The sequence below is a fragment of the Veillonella sp. AF13-2 genome (assembly GCF_003603295.1).
In the GTDB taxonomy this organism is placed as follows: domain Bacteria; phylum Bacillota; class Negativicutes; order Veillonellales; family Veillonellaceae; genus Veillonella; species Veillonella parvula_E.
The window spans coordinates 329,788-344,839 of record NZ_QTMT01000002.1 but is presented as its reverse complement, the minus strand read 5'-3'; the positions used below and the strand labels follow the sequence as shown (position 1 = coordinate 344,839).

Here is a 15,052-nt window from a genome sequence, read left to right as displayed (position 1 = left end):
TTAACAAATATACATAAAATATGCAATTCTCAATTTAAATGAGAAAATAATGACACATCAAGGTATATATAACTTTTACAAGATCATAAAGTCTTTAAATATACGTAAATTTCTATAGTTTTGTATATATATTTACAAATTATACAGGCTGATATACAATTAAGTCAGCAGCAGATTAAAGCATGCTAATCTGCTTTCACAGAACACGTGTTCATTGTATTGTTGAAAGGAATGTTCCTGATTAGATTGGAGAGGATTCCATGGCAATAGATGATAAACTAACAGATTTGATGGCCGCTCGGCTATCTAAGGGAGAAGATTTGGATTTGATCTATACGAATCCAAAGAATCACATTGTTTGTTTTATTCCTACCTATCAACCTAGTGGTGGGGACAGTACGAAGTGTTATTTTGTGGATGGTCGCGAAGAAATGGTTCATCTGCCGATGCGCACGATTACGCGAGAGCTAGCGATGCAGGAAGGGCTGAGACCCAACTATATTATGACTAGCGATGGTCGGCGTAGCAGCTATACCGCACCTAAGACCTATGGTCCGCATCTAACCTTTGCTCATATTAAATGTCGCCGCCCTATCGGCAAGGACGTGGTGTATGGCCTTTTTAACGTGGCTATACCTTATGAATATATCGTTACAGAAGGTCCGGAACCCGATACGAGCTATATTCATGTGGCGGACTTTGCACCCATCTTGGTGTACCAATCCCCGCGTCATGTCAAACACAAACTGAACGAAGCGATGCTAGAACACTGCAACTACGTGCGAAAAATGCTAGCCCGCATCAAACTCAGCCAAAACCCTCAAGTCGTGGCCGAACTATTTATCGCCTGGAGAGACCTAACGAGATAATTCGTTGGACGGTGAAAGTAGAAATAGGAGGGTGGAGAGAAATTTGGAAAAGGAGGATAGGCGTATAAGAAAATATATAAATAGTGGTATTTAAAACAGATAAAAAACATTCTTTGTGTAAGCAAAGAATGTTTTTTTATTTTAAAGAGTTAAGTTTATGGTCTTTATTTATTAATCTAGATATGGTATTATTTCTGTATTTATAAAATAATTTTTTAAATATTTTTAGTATTTAGTTGAAAAAATCGAACATTTGTGCTATAATTATATAAAATAATAATAGTAAATTTATATATATTTAGGGGTGTATTCTATGAAGCTTATAAGTCTTTTTAGTGGTTGTGGTGGCTTGGATTTAGGCTTTGAGCGTGCTGGATTTCAAATTCCGATTGCTAATGAATATGATAAGACAATCTGGGATACTTTTAAAGCTAATCATCCTAATACTCATCTTATTGAAGGTGATATAAGAAAAGTAAATAAGAGAGATATAGAAGAATTTATTACAGACGATATTGATGGCATTATTGGTGGACCTCCTTGTCAATCGTGGTCTGAAGCAGGAGCTTTAAGAGGTATAGAAGATGAAAGAGGACAATTATTCTATGATTATATTCGTATATTAAAGGATTTTAAACCTAAATTTTTCTTAGCTGAAAATGTTAGTGGAATGCTTGCTAGTAGACATTCTCAGGCGGTAGAAAATATTATACACTTATTTAATAATGCTGGATATGATGTGAGTGTTAATTTAGTAAATGCTAAGGATTATGGTGTTGCGCAAGAACGAAAAAGAGTTTTTTTTATAGGATTTAGAAAAGATCTTAAAGTCGATTTCAAATTTCCAACGGGCTCAACACATAATGATGAAGATAAAATATCTTTAAGAGATATAATTTGGGATTTGAAAGATTCGGCAGTGCCTGCTCTTGAAAAAAATAATAGAAATCCTAATGCTATTAATAATAATGAATATTTTGTTGGTGCATATTCTACTATATTTATGAGTAGAAACCGTGTTAAAAGTTGGGATGAACAAGCTTATACAGTGCAGGCCTCTGGTCGTCAATGTCAACTTCATCCACAAGCTCCAAAAATGGAAAAAGTTGATAAGAATAAATATATTTTTGTTAAATCTCATGAAAATTTATATAGAAGAATGACGGTCAGAGAGGTTGCTCGTGTTCAAGGCTTTCCTGATGACTTTAAATTTATTTATAGTAAAGTTGATGTAGGCTATAAAATGATTGGTAATGCAGTTCCAGTTAATTTAGCATATGAGATTGCTTCTGCTATTAAAGCTACTTTAGAGTAAAAATAAAAAAAATATGGTTGATATATTTATATCAACCATATTTTTTATTCATGGGTAATTTCATCGTAGTTCACAACGTTATTTTCATTTAAATCCTTAGTATTGATACTCCGTAAAGCATTCAGAGCATATTTTAATTTATCACACGCTATATCTCCACCTATAGTTAAAGGGGAGCCAAAGTTTAAATTGTGAGATAATTTAGAATCCTCTATAGTCCAGTCCACAGAAACTGCAAGAGGGCGATTTCCATCATATCTATCATCAAATGATCTATAGTTTAAAGCTTTATAGACACAAAATAAATTAGGATTTCTTTTGACATAACTGGGAATAGGTTCTAATTGATCAATTATATTTTCAATTGATGAAATGTTATTTGTTATTAGTATATAATTAGCTATGCCAGAATTTTCTATAATTTTACCATTAACAGAAGCATTTTTTTTGTTAGCTGCTAAATTAGTACCTGAATAGACATCCATTACTTCGGACTCTGTGAGATCCAGTTGTGTACTTAGTTTTCCACCAGTTTTATTGGTTAACTCAAATTTCCAACCTAAAGTAATTGATCCTGCTTGTGTTCTTGAGAATTTTGTTTTATAAATTAGTTTTTTTGCTTGAAATTGTGATCTTAATTTGTAAGTTGCCTCATTTATTTTAGTTTCCCAATTATCACCAAATAGTTGTTTAGCTCGTTCTTTACTAATTTTATTCTCTACAAAATCAGCATTTTCTTTTTTATAAGAAATCTTAATTTCTCTTATTTTATTTGTATTAATATCTTGTGCTTCAATATAAATATCCGTTTTAGGCTCACCATGAGGGCTTGATGGTTTTCCTGCAAAGTTAACCTTGTAAGTATTACCTTCGAAATTAAATTGTGTATCATTTTGGAATAACTCTAGAATAGCCCGTTCGGCTTCAGTAAACTTCATAATACATCTCCTCTTATAAAATTTATATTCACTAAATAATAGTTTATTAGTATAAAGTTATCATATATAGTGAATGATCAACTTATTAGTTGTGGTGTAATAGCCTTTCCTATATAATTTATATTATATAAGGGGGGATTGAATATGTCTAACAAAAGCTTTACTCTTAAATTCCATTACTATTTTGTTAAATCCTCAAGAGAAGGTCATTTAGCATCTTTTGAAATTGATACTAATAAAAAGTTAGAACGATTATTAATAAAATTATCTGAATGTGGTCATGAAGAGAGAGTTCTGAAACATAATCAAGATGATGATAATATGATTATTCTACAGTCTTTGTCTAAGGAGACTAACGGGTTTTGGAAGTTAAACTTCGTGAAAGTTAGAAACGGTACTTTACCAGGAAGATTAAGTGCAGATGGTGTATTCAGTGAAATTATTTTGGAGCCAGATGAATATATAGGGGAAGATATGACCATTATTTATTCTCCCGAACATTCTTTGGTGGGGCTACAACGTAATTTCTTTAGTGTAAGTGCCTCAAAGGTTCAAGATTATTTTTGCGATAAAGAAACAACTTTTATGGAAGACGGCATTAGTTTTATATTTGAGGCTATTCTTGACTCTAAGGAGATTCCAGAAACAGCTATTATAAGAAATGTTGAGGTTTCTTGTTATGATTTAAATGGCGCATCAATAGAGGATGTTATTTCAAATGATAAGTCTTATGGTGCAAGAAGAATTAGCTTAGTATATGGTATGGGTACTGCACCTAAAGATAAAGGCTTGCTTGGAGGAATTCGTAACTTTTTAGGAGTGTGTATGAATGACCCAAGATATAAGAAGATAAAGGCCTCATATCGTAGAGATGATAATAGTCCAATTGAGACGATTGATTTTCTCGAATCTAAAGTTGAGGACCGTATTTCTTTAACATACTCGAAAACAGATCCAATTACTTATGATCGAGTTTATATGGCTTTTTTACCAAAATTTAAGGAACAATTAGCCGTTATTGCTATAGGTGAAGGCGAAGATAATGAAAATGATAATAGGTAAATATAAAATACTTATTTTTTTTCTTTGCGTGAGCATTGTTTTGACGTTTGGTTTTGATGTAGATAAAGTGAGAAGTGATGATTTCTTATCATCTATTCTCACAGTTGCTTCTATTATCGTAGGATTCATTACTGCTACAGTAAGTCTATTTATAGGTATAGCCGGAACGAATGTTATGCAGCGGCTGAATAATAGAGGTAAGATTGATGAGTTAGTATTTCGCTTTAAAAGTATAATTTATACAGGTATTTTGTCCATTATAATATCTATATACATGTACTTATTTGATAAGGTTAAGTACATATATATTAATGATTATATTACTATACCGATAAGTTCGATAATTATTGTTTGTTTATTTACCTCACTTTCTTTAAGCATATATTATACATTAAATTTAACAAAAATAATGCTTTTAATTTTTAGAGACTTAGTAAAAAAATCATAATTTAATAAAAAGGAGACTGTTACAAAACAGTCTCTTTTTTACGTTTTATATGTTTATTAAATTACGGCTGCCATTTTGAATATCCAAATCCCATCATAATAATGCTCACCACGAGCATGCCGTTACCAAGGGTAATGGCGCTTTCACTTGTGGCTAGGCAGGTAATAAAGGATCCGATGCCCATAATAATTGTGCCTAGTATAGCAGATAGTTTATGAATTGCCATGATAATCACCCTTTGCTTTCACTAACAACATTAGGTTTAACAATATACGTAATGACTGCGTACAGTAAAGCACCGATTACAATCCCGTTCAGCGAAGCCAATCCGAATGGTATGAATTTAACACAGACTAATGCGATGGCCCATGTGATCCATGGAACTAGATTCCATTTTTTGAAAGTCGCTTTGTTGTAATCGATATATTTTCCGTGATGAACCAGGTAAAAGTCCGCTAAAATAATACCGCATAGTGGAGGAACAATGATGCCTAGTGTACTTAAGAATACAAAGAGGGAGTCGATTTTATATGGTTGTGTCATTGTTGCTAATGCAGAGATAGCAATGAGCACGGCTAGCATAATATTTCTGTTTAGTTTGAAAGAGTTGGCTAGGTTCAATGATGTGGAATATAGGTTTGCACCATTTGTTGTAAAGATGTTTGTAGTCAACAATAGTAAGCTTGGGAACACGAGGCCAAAGCTTAATAGTACGTTGATTAGGTCCCCATCATTCATAGCAACGCCTGCGATAGCACCGCAGCTAATCATCAACGTATTGCCGCCCAATAGACCGATTGTGCTCGCTGTAATAACATCTTTCTTGCTTTTACCATAACGCATAATATCTGCGATACATGTAGCAGTGGATAGAATCCATGTACCGATAACGATGGTAATGCCTGACAGTAAATCGATAGGTTGCAATGGCACATAGTTAAATAGTTCTTGCCAGCCACCGATTGTTTGAACGGAGCGAGCCGCTGTTCCTAGTGAAAGGAATACGATAGATGGAATCGCAATATAGCCGAATACGGCGAGGGATTTAATACCGAGAACCGCAAAGATACCCATGATAACGGCGCTGAGCATCATAGCAATGATTTCGCCTGTGTAGGAAAGGTTAAAAACTTGAGCAATAAAATGTCCATATAAAGCCGCTTGAATCGTGTACCAACCTAGATTGACGATAGGTACGAAGAGAGAGGCAATTCTAGATCCTTCCTGACCGAAGCTGTATCGAGTCAAAAGGGCAAAGGTAAGACCTGTTTTATAGGCGATTACACTCACTAGCCCTGCGATGATACATAAGAAAATGTTGCCTAGAATCATGGCTAATAGTAATTCGTTGAAAGTCAGCCCGGCAGCTAACCCGCCACCAGCCATCATACTAGTAACAAGAAAAACAAACCCAGTCCAAACGATAGTGAGAGAAAAGCAGGACTTCCTTGCCCCTAACGGGACAGGCTTCCTAGAATACTCATTATCTGTGTTCGTATCAACTGGCTCAACAAACTCTAATTTCTCCTTACTCATACATCTATACTCCTTTACGTAATAAAAAAGCTACCATGATGCGTTTTAAGATTTATATAAGCATGGTAGTAAAGACCTATTATGTAGTGTAAATATAGTGAATTTTTCTAATAAAGGATACATATTTAATTTGTCATAAACGAATGGTATTTGTCTTCATTAAAACATACGTAGAATGAATATTCAATATGTATATTATGCATATTAAGCAATGTTGAGAATGAGACATATTCTATATTTTAATAGTGATATAGATATTCGGTATCTTGTTAAAAGAATAAAGGCAGTACTATTATATTTTATATTAGTACTGCCTTTTGGTTTGTTTCAATTATTGTATTAGTGCTAAAGTATTCTGTTGTCTTGATATTATACAAATATTTTCATGATAACCATGGAAATCAATGCATTTACCACGCTGATCGTCATAAGCATTGGCCAATACTTTTTAGGTACTTCAACTACACCTAGTAATCGGCCCATGTATTGGATTTGGGAGCCCATTAAGAGTAGAGCTGGAGCCAAAATAGTCACTTGTATCATATCAATCGTATTGTTAGAAAGTAAGTTAACTGCAACGCCGATACCAGCAGAGTAGGATAACCAAGCTGTTAACAAGATTGTTACACTTTCACCTGGAAGACCAAATAAAGCCATTGCAGGAGCAAATAGGTTACCTAAAAATGCCATGATGCCTAAGATACGTAATAGCTCGGCAAGTGTGTATGCCATCAATACGTTTGGTAATAAGTTTTGAGTGGCTAGCGTAAAGCCTTTTCGTGCACCACGAATAAATATATCAAATGGATTATTTGTTTCTTTATTGTTGCTCATCTTTGAAATCTCCCTTGAATACTGTATTAAGTGCGATTCGACATACGGCACCACCGAAGAACTTCATAACAAATACTACGATGAGTGGAAGGATAATTGGTACTGTTAAGTACGCAAAAATAGCAGATCCAATGGCTACGTAGTTGTTAATCATGCCCGCACCGCTATACTGCCATGCCGTCATGATTGTTAATTCTTTACGGTTAACTAGATTGTTGTCGTAAAGGTCTTTGGTAATCGCTGCACCTGCATCTGTACTTTGTAAGTCCGTAATCATTGCAAGGCCAGTTAATCCAGGGATACCTAAAATAGGTTTCAATAATGGAGTCATTAATTTATGGGCTGCACGGATTGCACCGTAATGTTCTAAAATCTCAAGTACACCCAATGCCAACATAACTGTTGGTGTTAAGCCCAAGGCAAAGAGGAAGCCTGCGCGAGCGCTGACGCCACCTTCCCCAATAAAGGTGTTTTTTGCAGGGTTAACCATGGTACCAAATTTACCAGAAATAGTTGCAAAGTCTAAAGCAGAGAGCCATTTAAAACCTTCTACATTGTTAAGTAATCCGGAGAAGAATAGGATTGCTACAGCTAATGCAATATAGCAACCGACAGTTACCTTCTTAGTAAATTGAGTATAGTTTTTCTCATTGTTAGGGTCACTCATGATTTTAACCTCCTACATAAAACACATAGAGTTATATGATTTATAATTATATAGTAGAGATAATAAATAGTGCAAGAATATCATTTATAAAAGTTATATATATTATTAAAAGTTTTTATTTAAACTGATTTAAAAGCAGATATTTGTGTAGTATAATTAATGTGTTAGACGCTATTCTATAGAAAGAGGTGTTGGCGATGAGTGAAGTATTAAATTTCTATAATTATTTACATACAATTCCTGAAGAAGGTTTTCAAGAACTCAAGACTTCCGCATTTTTAGCAGAAAAAATGAAAAGTTACGGCTACGATGTAACACGTAATGTGGGCGGAGAAACGGGTATCATCGGTATCTATGATAGCGGTAGACCTGGTCCTGTGGTAGCGCTTCGTGCCGACATGGATGCGCTTGGTCATATTATCGATGGTAAACATGTATCTCGTCATACTTGTGGTCATGATGGACATATGTCAATGTTGTTGGCTGCGGCTCAAATTATTAAAGAAAAGCAATTAGTAAAACGAGGTAAGTTAAAGATTTTATTCCAACCCGCGGAAGAGCTAGGTTCTGGTGCGACTAGTATGATTAGGGGTGGAGCTATTGATGATGTAGAATACATCTTTGGTGCGCATGTACGTCCATTTGAAGAAGCAGAAAATGGGCAGGCTAGCCCTGCGATTCATTATGCATCCTCTTGCCGTATGGTCATTGCTTTTCATGGCAAGCCAGCTCATGGTGCCCGCCCTCATTTAGGGATTAATGCTTTGGATGCAGCGGTTCAAGCGGTTAATGCAGTTAATGCTATCCATTTAAAACCAACTGATAATTATAGTGTTAAGGCGACTCGTTTTCTTTGTGACTCTGGCGTAACGAATGCGATTCCAGCGAAAGCGGTTGTTACATGGGATTTACGTGCACAATATAATAAAACGATGGATGAGCTTTGTGCTAAGTTTTTACCAGCTATTGAAGGGGCAGCTGCTTCTATCGGTGCGACTGTTGAGGTTTTGGATTCTTTCCGTATTCCTGCGGCTGAGTTAAATGATGAGGCAACGGCTCTATTAGCTGACTCTATATCTTCTATTCTTGGTGAAAGCAACTGTATTGATCCAATTTACACACCAGGTGGTGAAGATTTCTTCTTTTACACTGTGGAAAAGCCAAGCTTAAAAGCAGGTTTCTTTGGGCTTGGGTGTAATTTGCGGCCAGGTTTGCATCATCCTGACATGAGTTTTGATACAAGTGCCTTAGAAAATGGTGTTTCTATTTGGATCGATTTAGTAGAACGGCTATTAGGAGAATAAGTGTTTGTTGCTAAGCTTGGAGAAACACATGAGTTTTAATTCTGTTGTAGGGATAATACTTAAAGCTTGGCTATAATGCAATCTTTCTATAAAATTTTAGTTATATTAAAAGAACCATTAACACAATACGGTGGATTGTGTTAATGGTTCTTTTTGTGGTAGTGAAACTACGACTTATGCAACATAGTCATTTTTAAATTTTTCATGAATGTGTTATTGTTATGTTTGTAATGACTTAGATGCACTTTATGTCTTTCAGAGGCATCAAAAGTGATCTAAGGGATTATGTATATTGTTAAATTTATCATTAGTTTTAGTAGAGTATAGAAACGTATTAAACGGTAATAATCTAGTATGTTTCTTTGGATATGAATATGGTTCAATCAATAGAGCGTGGTATAGAGATACTCAAGTTATTAGAGGCAGGCCCGCTGGGTGTGACCGAATTGGCGAATGCGACGGCGTTGCCCAAGGCCACTGTCCATCGGTTGCTCAAGACCTTTGAGGCGCATCATTGGGTTGAGTTCAATAGGGCCAAGAAGTATCATTTGTCTTGGGGCATTTTGCCGATGGCAAAGTCCTTTCTTACATCTTTGGATGTGCGTGCCATTGCACAGCCATACATGGTGGCTATCCGCGATCAGTTGCAGCAGTCCGTGAATTTATTCTTGGCACAGGGCGATTATCGCATCTGTATCGAGCGCGTTGCGGCGGACAAGCCGTTGCGGAACGATATCAAAATCGGCACGGTTTATCCTATCTTTAAAGGGGCGGCTGGCAAGATCTTTGGTGCCTATCTAGCGGACTTCAAGGATACGGATATGAGTGCTGATGAAAGCTCCCAAATTCGTCATGATGGGTATGTGGTGACTCGAGGCAATCGTGTGCCTGATGCGGCGTCCATCGCAGTTCCTATCTTTTCCTTTGGCAATAAGTTAGAGGCGGTGATGACTATTTCTGGTCCTATAGGGGACTACACAGAAGAGCGTGTCAATGAGTATTTATCGGTGATGATCGTATTAGGTCAAACTATTTCCAAACACATGGGGGCGACCTTATAAATTTATTTTTTTTGCTCAGTATATGGAATAACGTTCCATTATGCGGAACAAATATAAGTGCGTTAAAATGTATTAAGTACGGGTACGACTTGTGTTATTAGATACAATTCTCATAAGATTTGTATTTATAGTTGTATGAATTTAGGATTTTTAAGTGTGTATGTTGGAGGTAGAAATGAGTCAGCTTTTACAAGAGATTGAAGCATTAAGAAAGCCCATGAAGGAGTTAAATGATTTCATTTTCGATCATCCTGAGCTCGGAAATGAAGAGTTTAAAGCTCATGAGTTATTGACGAATTTATTAGAGAAGGAAGGGTTCACCGTTGACCGCGAGGTGAGTGGTCTTAAGACTGCGTTTAGAGCGGTATACTATGTAAACGGTGGAGGTCCTAAGATCGGCTTGCTTTGCGAGTACGATGCCCTTGAAGGCTTGGGGCACGCATGTGGTCATAATTTGCAAGGTCCATCTATTTGCACGGCGGCAATCGCTTTGAAACGCACGTTGCAAGTACCTTGCACGTTGGTTGTGTACGGTACGCCTGCAGAGGAAACGGCGAGCGGCAAGCTTGTTATGGCTCGTGAAGGCGTGTTTGACGATTTAGATCTCGCTTTCATGATGCATGGCAGCGATACGACCACGGTAGACGGCAAGTCTTTGGCGCTAAATCTCGTTAATATCAAGTTCCACGGCAAGTCTGCTCACGCGGCGATTGCCCCAGAGAAGGGTATCAGCGCGTTAGATGCGGTGTTGTTGTTCTTTAACGGCATGGAGTACTTGCGCGAGCACGTACCGACTGAGGTTCGCATGCACGGCATTATCACTGACGGTGGCAAAGCCGCGAACATCGTACCTGATTATGCGTGTACCCAATGGTATATTCGTTCCTCTAGTCGCATTCGTCTCGACGAGGTTGTGGCTCGTGTGAAAGACGTGGCGCAAGGTGCGGCTTTACAGGTGGGCGCTACGATGGAATGGGAAGAGGTTAAGGCGTACGACAACAAAGTCAATGTACAAACCTTGAACGATATACTTTTAAAAAATGCAGAAAAAGTAGGGGCCCCAGAGATTTCCGAGCCTCGTAAGGTGACAGGATCCACCGATTTCTCTAGTGTTACGTTCCGCGTGCCAGGTGCATGCTTGCGTGTGAAATTCGTAGGTAAGGGTGTGACGAGTCATTCTCAAGAATGGTTAGATAATGGTAAAAGCCAACTCGCAGAGGATGCTATCATGTATGGCGCGAAGGGCATAGCTTTATCCGTGGAGGAAATCCTTGAAACACCGGGCTTGCTAGAAAAAATCCAAGAGGATTTCAAACAAGCAAAGGAAAACTTTTAAGTATTGTGTTGTGAATGGAGGGAACATGTATGAATTTATTAGTTTGTTTATTGGTTATAGCCATAACGGGAACACTGGTTATTAAGAAGTTTAAAGCACAAACTGTATTGTTATTGGGCGGTCTCATTATGATGTTTGCCGCGTACTTGCTTGGCTATACAACATCTTTTGTAGAAGCAAAAAAGGCTACAGGGGTTCTTTTCTTTGATGCATTTGAATTTATTAATATTACTACTGCTAAAGATGCGGCGAACCTTGGCCTCATGATCATGACTTGTACTGGTTTCGCGAAGTACATGGACCACATTGGTGCTAGCTCTCGCCTTGTTGTAACAGCCATTAAACCACTTGGTAAAATGAAATCTGCATACCTAGTAATGGCGCTTACATTTATTCTAAATATGTTCATGTCCCTTGTAATTCCAAGTGCTTCTGGCCTTGCAATGCTTATGATGGTGACAATCTTCCCAATTCTTGTACGCTTAGGTGTTAGTCCTGTAGGTGCTGCAGCGGCTGTTGCTACAGGTCACTTGCTCGACATCGGTCCTGCCTCTGCCACTACATTGCTCGTATCCAAAACAGTAAACATGCCTGTTCATGAGTACTTTGTAGATTATCAGTTGAAAGTATATATTATCTGTGGTTTAATGGCTGCTATTGCTCATTTCGTATGGCAAAAATACTTGGATAAAAAGTCTGGCCATGTTCCTACGGAATATGTGGAGGCTCATAAATCTGATGACCTCGAAGTTGGTCCATTACCATATATATTCTTACCATTGTTGCCATTAATCTTTATCCTTGGCTTCAGTGAATATGGTATTCAAGGTGTTAAGATGAATGTAAACCTTGCGATGTTCCTTAGTTTGTTTATCGCTATGGGTTGTGAACTTATCCGTCATCGCGACTTCCGTAAAATGGCGGCTAGCATCCAAACCTTCTTCAAAGGTATGGGCGACCAATTTGCTAACACTGTAACATTGATCGTTGCAGGTGAAACGTTTGCTTTCGGATTAACTTCTTTGGGCATCGTAAAAGAATTCGTTGCTGCTATTCAAGGCCTTGCTATTTCTGCTGATGTAGTAGGTGTTATTGTATCTACAATTATTACAGGTTTAAGTATCGTAATGGGATCTGGCGTTGCATCTATGTTTGCATTTGCTCCATTGGTTCCAAATTTTGCAGCTGACCTAGGTGGTAATGCGACAACAATCCTTCTCGGTATGCAAAATGCAGCGAGCGTAGGCCGCCTACTCAGCCCAATTAGTGCTGTTATGATTGCTGTAGCTGGTATTGCAAATATCTCTAGTTTCGATCTTGTAAAACGTACAAGCGTACCTGTAATTGTTACCTTCATTACAAGTACAATTGCTATTTGGATTATTCACTAATTTGAAGTTGGTAATTTATAAATAAATAAGAAAATAGATAAAGGCTCTACCTTATTTTGAACCGCACCCCAAAAATTGTGTCCAATTTTGGGGTGCAGTTCATTGGTTTAATTCTCTAGGAGTTTTTCTTATATTTATCTATATATCCCTATTATTCGTTCCTTATTGTATCGTATATTAGTTCGTTCTATAATAGACTTAGGATAGTTAGACGAGGTTGGGCCTCTCTTCGTCATCGAAGGGAGGGATAAGCCTATGAGTGATTATGAAATAATCATGCTCTTATTACAGGTAATAACGGTTGTTATTGCCTTTGGGGCATTAATAGCGCTTATTTGTCTCACAAAAGACAAATAGCCCTCCGTTGCCTAGTGTAACTAGATAACTGAAAGGCCATTTCCTAATCTTTTTTCAATTTCGAGATGCGCCTGACGTTACGACTCGTCTGACTATCTTCTTATATTATAGTAAGGTTATTATATATCGTCAAATTATGATGAACACGTGTATGGCATACAGTTTGATGATGGTATTGTAAAATGAGAAAACTCCTATTGGCTTTCACCGATAGGAGTTTTTGGTTTTATAATTGTAATTTTATAGCACTTTTAAGTCTATTATTAAGTTACAGATTATAATAAATTGATTATATTTCTTTTACATCATCAGGTATAGCCGGAGGAGCCGGTGGTTTACCCATGGATCTCTCAATAAATACCACAGCGACAAAGACGATGAGGCTGACGATGGAACCGAAGATGATGGACATAATGCCATATGGGTTGCCAACGAATTCCCAGTACACGCCTGCGATGGAGCCGAGCACGATGGACCAAATGCCAGCGCCAGCTGTTGCATTTTTCCACGTGAGACCTAATAGGAATGCGGCGAATGGGCCAGCGGATCTCATTGTGAAAGCAAATACGAGCATCGGAATGATGGCTTTGCTTACGAGGGAGATTATGATAGCGATGATACCGAGGAATAGTACGCATAGACGGCTATATCTAGTGAGCTGAGCATCGGTGAGGCTTTTACCAAAATGATGTTCCACAATATCCTTAGTAAATACTGTTGCGGCGCCTAAGAGGTCGCCTGCGCCTGATGAAAGTGTGGCCGATACGACGGCGGCCATAACGAAGCCTGCCATTACTGGAGGCATGAGGTTAAGTGCTACCGTTGCCACCGCATTGTTCGCCTCGATGTTCGGAAACTCAGCTAATGCTACAAGGCCTAATACGGCAGGAACAAAGGCGAATAGAGCCATAATAATCCCGCAAATGATAGAACCGAGAACGGCCGTTCTTTCATTTTTCGCTGCGAAGTACCGCTGAACTGACTCTTGCCCAGTGGAGAAGGTCATGAAGTACATGATGACAAGACCGATGATGGTTTTCCAACCCACCTTTGTAAAGCCTAGCTGTTCAGGTGGCAATTTTGTCACTACCGATTCCCAGCCACCTACATTGTGCAACACAAACGGTACCGCGAGGGAGAAGCCCCCAACGAGAACGAAGAAGTGGATTACGTCCGTCATCGTTACGCTCCACATGCCGCCAGACATGGTGTAAATTACGAGTACCGCGCCACAGATGAGGATAGCCAGCTCTGTTGAAAGCCCGGTGAGAACGCTAATAATGGTTGCAGTTGCTGTAATCTGTACGCCTGCTAGTGTAATTGTTGCCAGCATGGACAAAATGGAAGTAATGAGATGGCTAGACGCGCCGAAGCGACGGCCGATGATCTCCGGTACAGTTGTTGCCATGGCACGCCGTAAGAGCGGTGCGATGAAAGCAACGAGAATAACACCAATCCCTGCAGATACGACGTACCAACCTGCAGATAAGCCCCACGAACCATACGCTTTCGCTGCTACACCTACGGTGCTCCCACCACCGATTTCTGTAGCCGCTAATGTGCCTGCCGTCATAAGAACCCCAATACGACGACCTGCGAGTAGATAGTCAGTACTATCTTTTACACGAATATGACAATACACGCCGACTAATAAATTCAGTAATAAATAGGCGCAAACAATAACCCAAATAATAGTCAGAGAATCCATATGACACCTCCAAAAATTTACACTATCTAGAGATTCATACTAAATCACCCTTACTACTTGCGGTGCATATATCAAGTATAGTTTAATTATCCATAAAAACTGGGGAAAATACAAAGAGGAGTTTCTTGGAACGTTGGAGAATGTATATATATTAGGAACTAAATTATAAAATTATTAATCATAGGCACAGCCTTATTTACATAGTATACTTATGCTAATAAGACTG

14 protein-coding genes and 1 pseudogene are annotated in these 15,052 nt (G+C 38.1%); 9 read left to right on the top strand and 6 right to left on the bottom strand.

Features of this window, described 5'->3' with window-relative positions; all coding sequences use genetic code 11:
- Positions 1–260 precede the first annotated feature (260 nt).
- Together DWV85_RS05460 and DWV85_RS05455 are read left to right on the top strand one after the other, a co-directional pair.
- The gene (locus tag DWV85_RS05460; protein ID WP_004694448.1) at positions 261–869 is read left to right on the top strand and encodes a hypothetical protein; all 609 of its coding nucleotides are present in this window, start codon (positions 261–263) and stop codon (positions 867–869) included.
- A 313-nt stretch (positions 870–1,182) separates the two neighbouring features.
- A complete protein-coding gene (locus DWV85_RS05455) occupies positions 1,183–2,184 on the top strand; it encodes a DNA cytosine methyltransferase (RefSeq protein ID WP_123138229.1) in 1,002 nt (333 codons plus the stop codon).
- A 44-nt stretch (positions 2,185–2,228) separates the two neighbouring features.
- Here DWV85_RS05455 and DWV85_RS05450 read toward each other — a convergent pair whose 3' ends face one another.
- Positions 2,229–3,122, bottom strand: a complete 894-nt coding sequence (locus tag DWV85_RS05450; protein WP_123138228.1) for a hypothetical protein — start codon at positions 3,120–3,122, stop codon at positions 2,229–2,231.
- 144 nt (positions 3,123–3,266) lie between these two features.
- Here DWV85_RS05450 and DWV85_RS05445 point away from each other — a divergent pair, with 144 nt between their 5' ends.
- Both DWV85_RS05445 and DWV85_RS09330 read left to right on the top strand, forming a co-directional pair.
- Positions 3,267–4,184 (top strand): DUF6731 family protein, encoded by a 918-nt coding sequence (locus tag DWV85_RS05445; RefSeq protein ID WP_123138227.1) that lies wholly within the window; start codon positions 3,267–3,269, stop codon positions 4,182–4,184.
- Positions 4,165–4,632, top strand: a complete 468-nt coding sequence (locus DWV85_RS09330) for a hypothetical protein (RefSeq protein WP_123138226.1) — start codon at positions 4,165–4,167, stop codon at positions 4,630–4,632. Before DWV85_RS05445 ends, DWV85_RS09330 begins: the two co-directional genes overlap by 20 nt.
- A gap of 61 nt (positions 4,633–4,693) precedes the next feature.
- Here DWV85_RS09330 and DWV85_RS09325 read toward each other — a convergent pair whose 3' ends face one another.
- The 4 genes from DWV85_RS09325 to DWV85_RS05425 form a co-directional block, all read right to left on the bottom strand.
- Positions 4,694–4,858 carry a hypothetical protein gene (locus DWV85_RS09325; protein ID WP_165850987.1) on the bottom strand — a complete coding sequence of 55 codons (165 nt, stop codon included), beginning with the start codon at positions 4,856–4,858 and terminating at the stop codon, positions 4,694–4,696.
- Positions 4,859–4,863: 5 nt separating this feature from the next.
- Positions 4,864–6,168 carry a cytosine permease gene (locus DWV85_RS05435; RefSeq protein ID WP_058948321.1) on the bottom strand — a complete coding sequence of 435 codons (1,305 nt, stop codon included), beginning with the start codon at positions 6,166–6,168 and terminating at the stop codon, positions 4,864–4,866.
- A 369-nt stretch (positions 6,169–6,537) separates the two neighbouring features.
- The gene (locus DWV85_RS05430; RefSeq protein WP_058948320.1) at positions 6,538–7,002 is read right to left on the bottom strand and encodes a YjiG family protein; all 465 of its coding nucleotides are present in this window, start codon (positions 7,000–7,002) and stop codon (positions 6,538–6,540) included.
- The gene (locus DWV85_RS05425; protein WP_058948319.1) at positions 6,989–7,669 is read right to left on the bottom strand and encodes a nucleoside recognition domain-containing protein; all 681 of its coding nucleotides are present in this window, start codon (positions 7,667–7,669) and stop codon (positions 6,989–6,991) included. The genes DWV85_RS05430 and DWV85_RS05425 overlap by 14 nt, the downstream gene beginning before the upstream one ends.
- 197 nt (positions 7,670–7,866) lie before the next feature.
- On the opposite strand from DWV85_RS05425, the gene DWV85_RS05420 reads away from it, so the two are divergent.
- The 5 genes and pseudogenes from DWV85_RS05420 to dcuC all read left to right on the top strand — a co-directional run bounded on the left by DWV85_RS05420 (position 7,867) and on the right by dcuC (position 12,761).
- On the top strand, positions 7,867–8,973 hold the full coding sequence (locus tag DWV85_RS05420; RefSeq protein ID WP_058948318.1) for an amidohydrolase: 1,107 nt from the start codon (positions 7,867–7,869) through the stop codon (positions 8,971–8,973).
- Between the two features lie 368 nt (positions 8,974–9,341).
- A pseudogene (locus DWV85_RS09375) lies at positions 9,342–9,488 on the top strand (helix-turn-helix domain-containing protein); the annotation flags it as partial.
- A 33-nt stretch (positions 9,489–9,521) separates the two neighbouring features.
- Positions 9,522–10,034, top strand: coding sequence for an IclR family transcriptional regulator C-terminal domain-containing protein (locus DWV85_RS05415; RefSeq protein ID WP_243632536.1), 513 nt, complete (start codon positions 9,522–9,524; stop codon positions 10,032–10,034).
- 175 nt (positions 10,035–10,209) lie between these two features.
- Entirely contained in the window at positions 10,210–11,370 is a 1,161-nt protein-coding gene (locus DWV85_RS05410) for a M20 family metallopeptidase (RefSeq protein ID WP_243632531.1), read from the top strand.
- A 29-nt stretch (positions 11,371–11,399) separates the two neighbouring features.
- A complete protein-coding gene (dcuC, locus tag DWV85_RS05405) occupies positions 11,400–12,761 on the top strand; it encodes a C4-dicarboxylate transporter DcuC (protein ID WP_120055135.1) in 1,362 nt (453 codons plus the stop codon).
- Positions 12,762–13,407: 646 nt separating this feature from the next.
- Here the strand turns inward: dcuC and DWV85_RS05400 are convergent.
- Positions 13,408–14,826, bottom strand: a complete 1,419-nt coding sequence (locus tag DWV85_RS05400) for a sodium:solute symporter family protein (protein WP_123138225.1) — start codon at positions 14,824–14,826, stop codon at positions 13,408–13,410.
- Between the last annotated feature and the right edge of the window lie 226 nt (positions 14,827–15,052).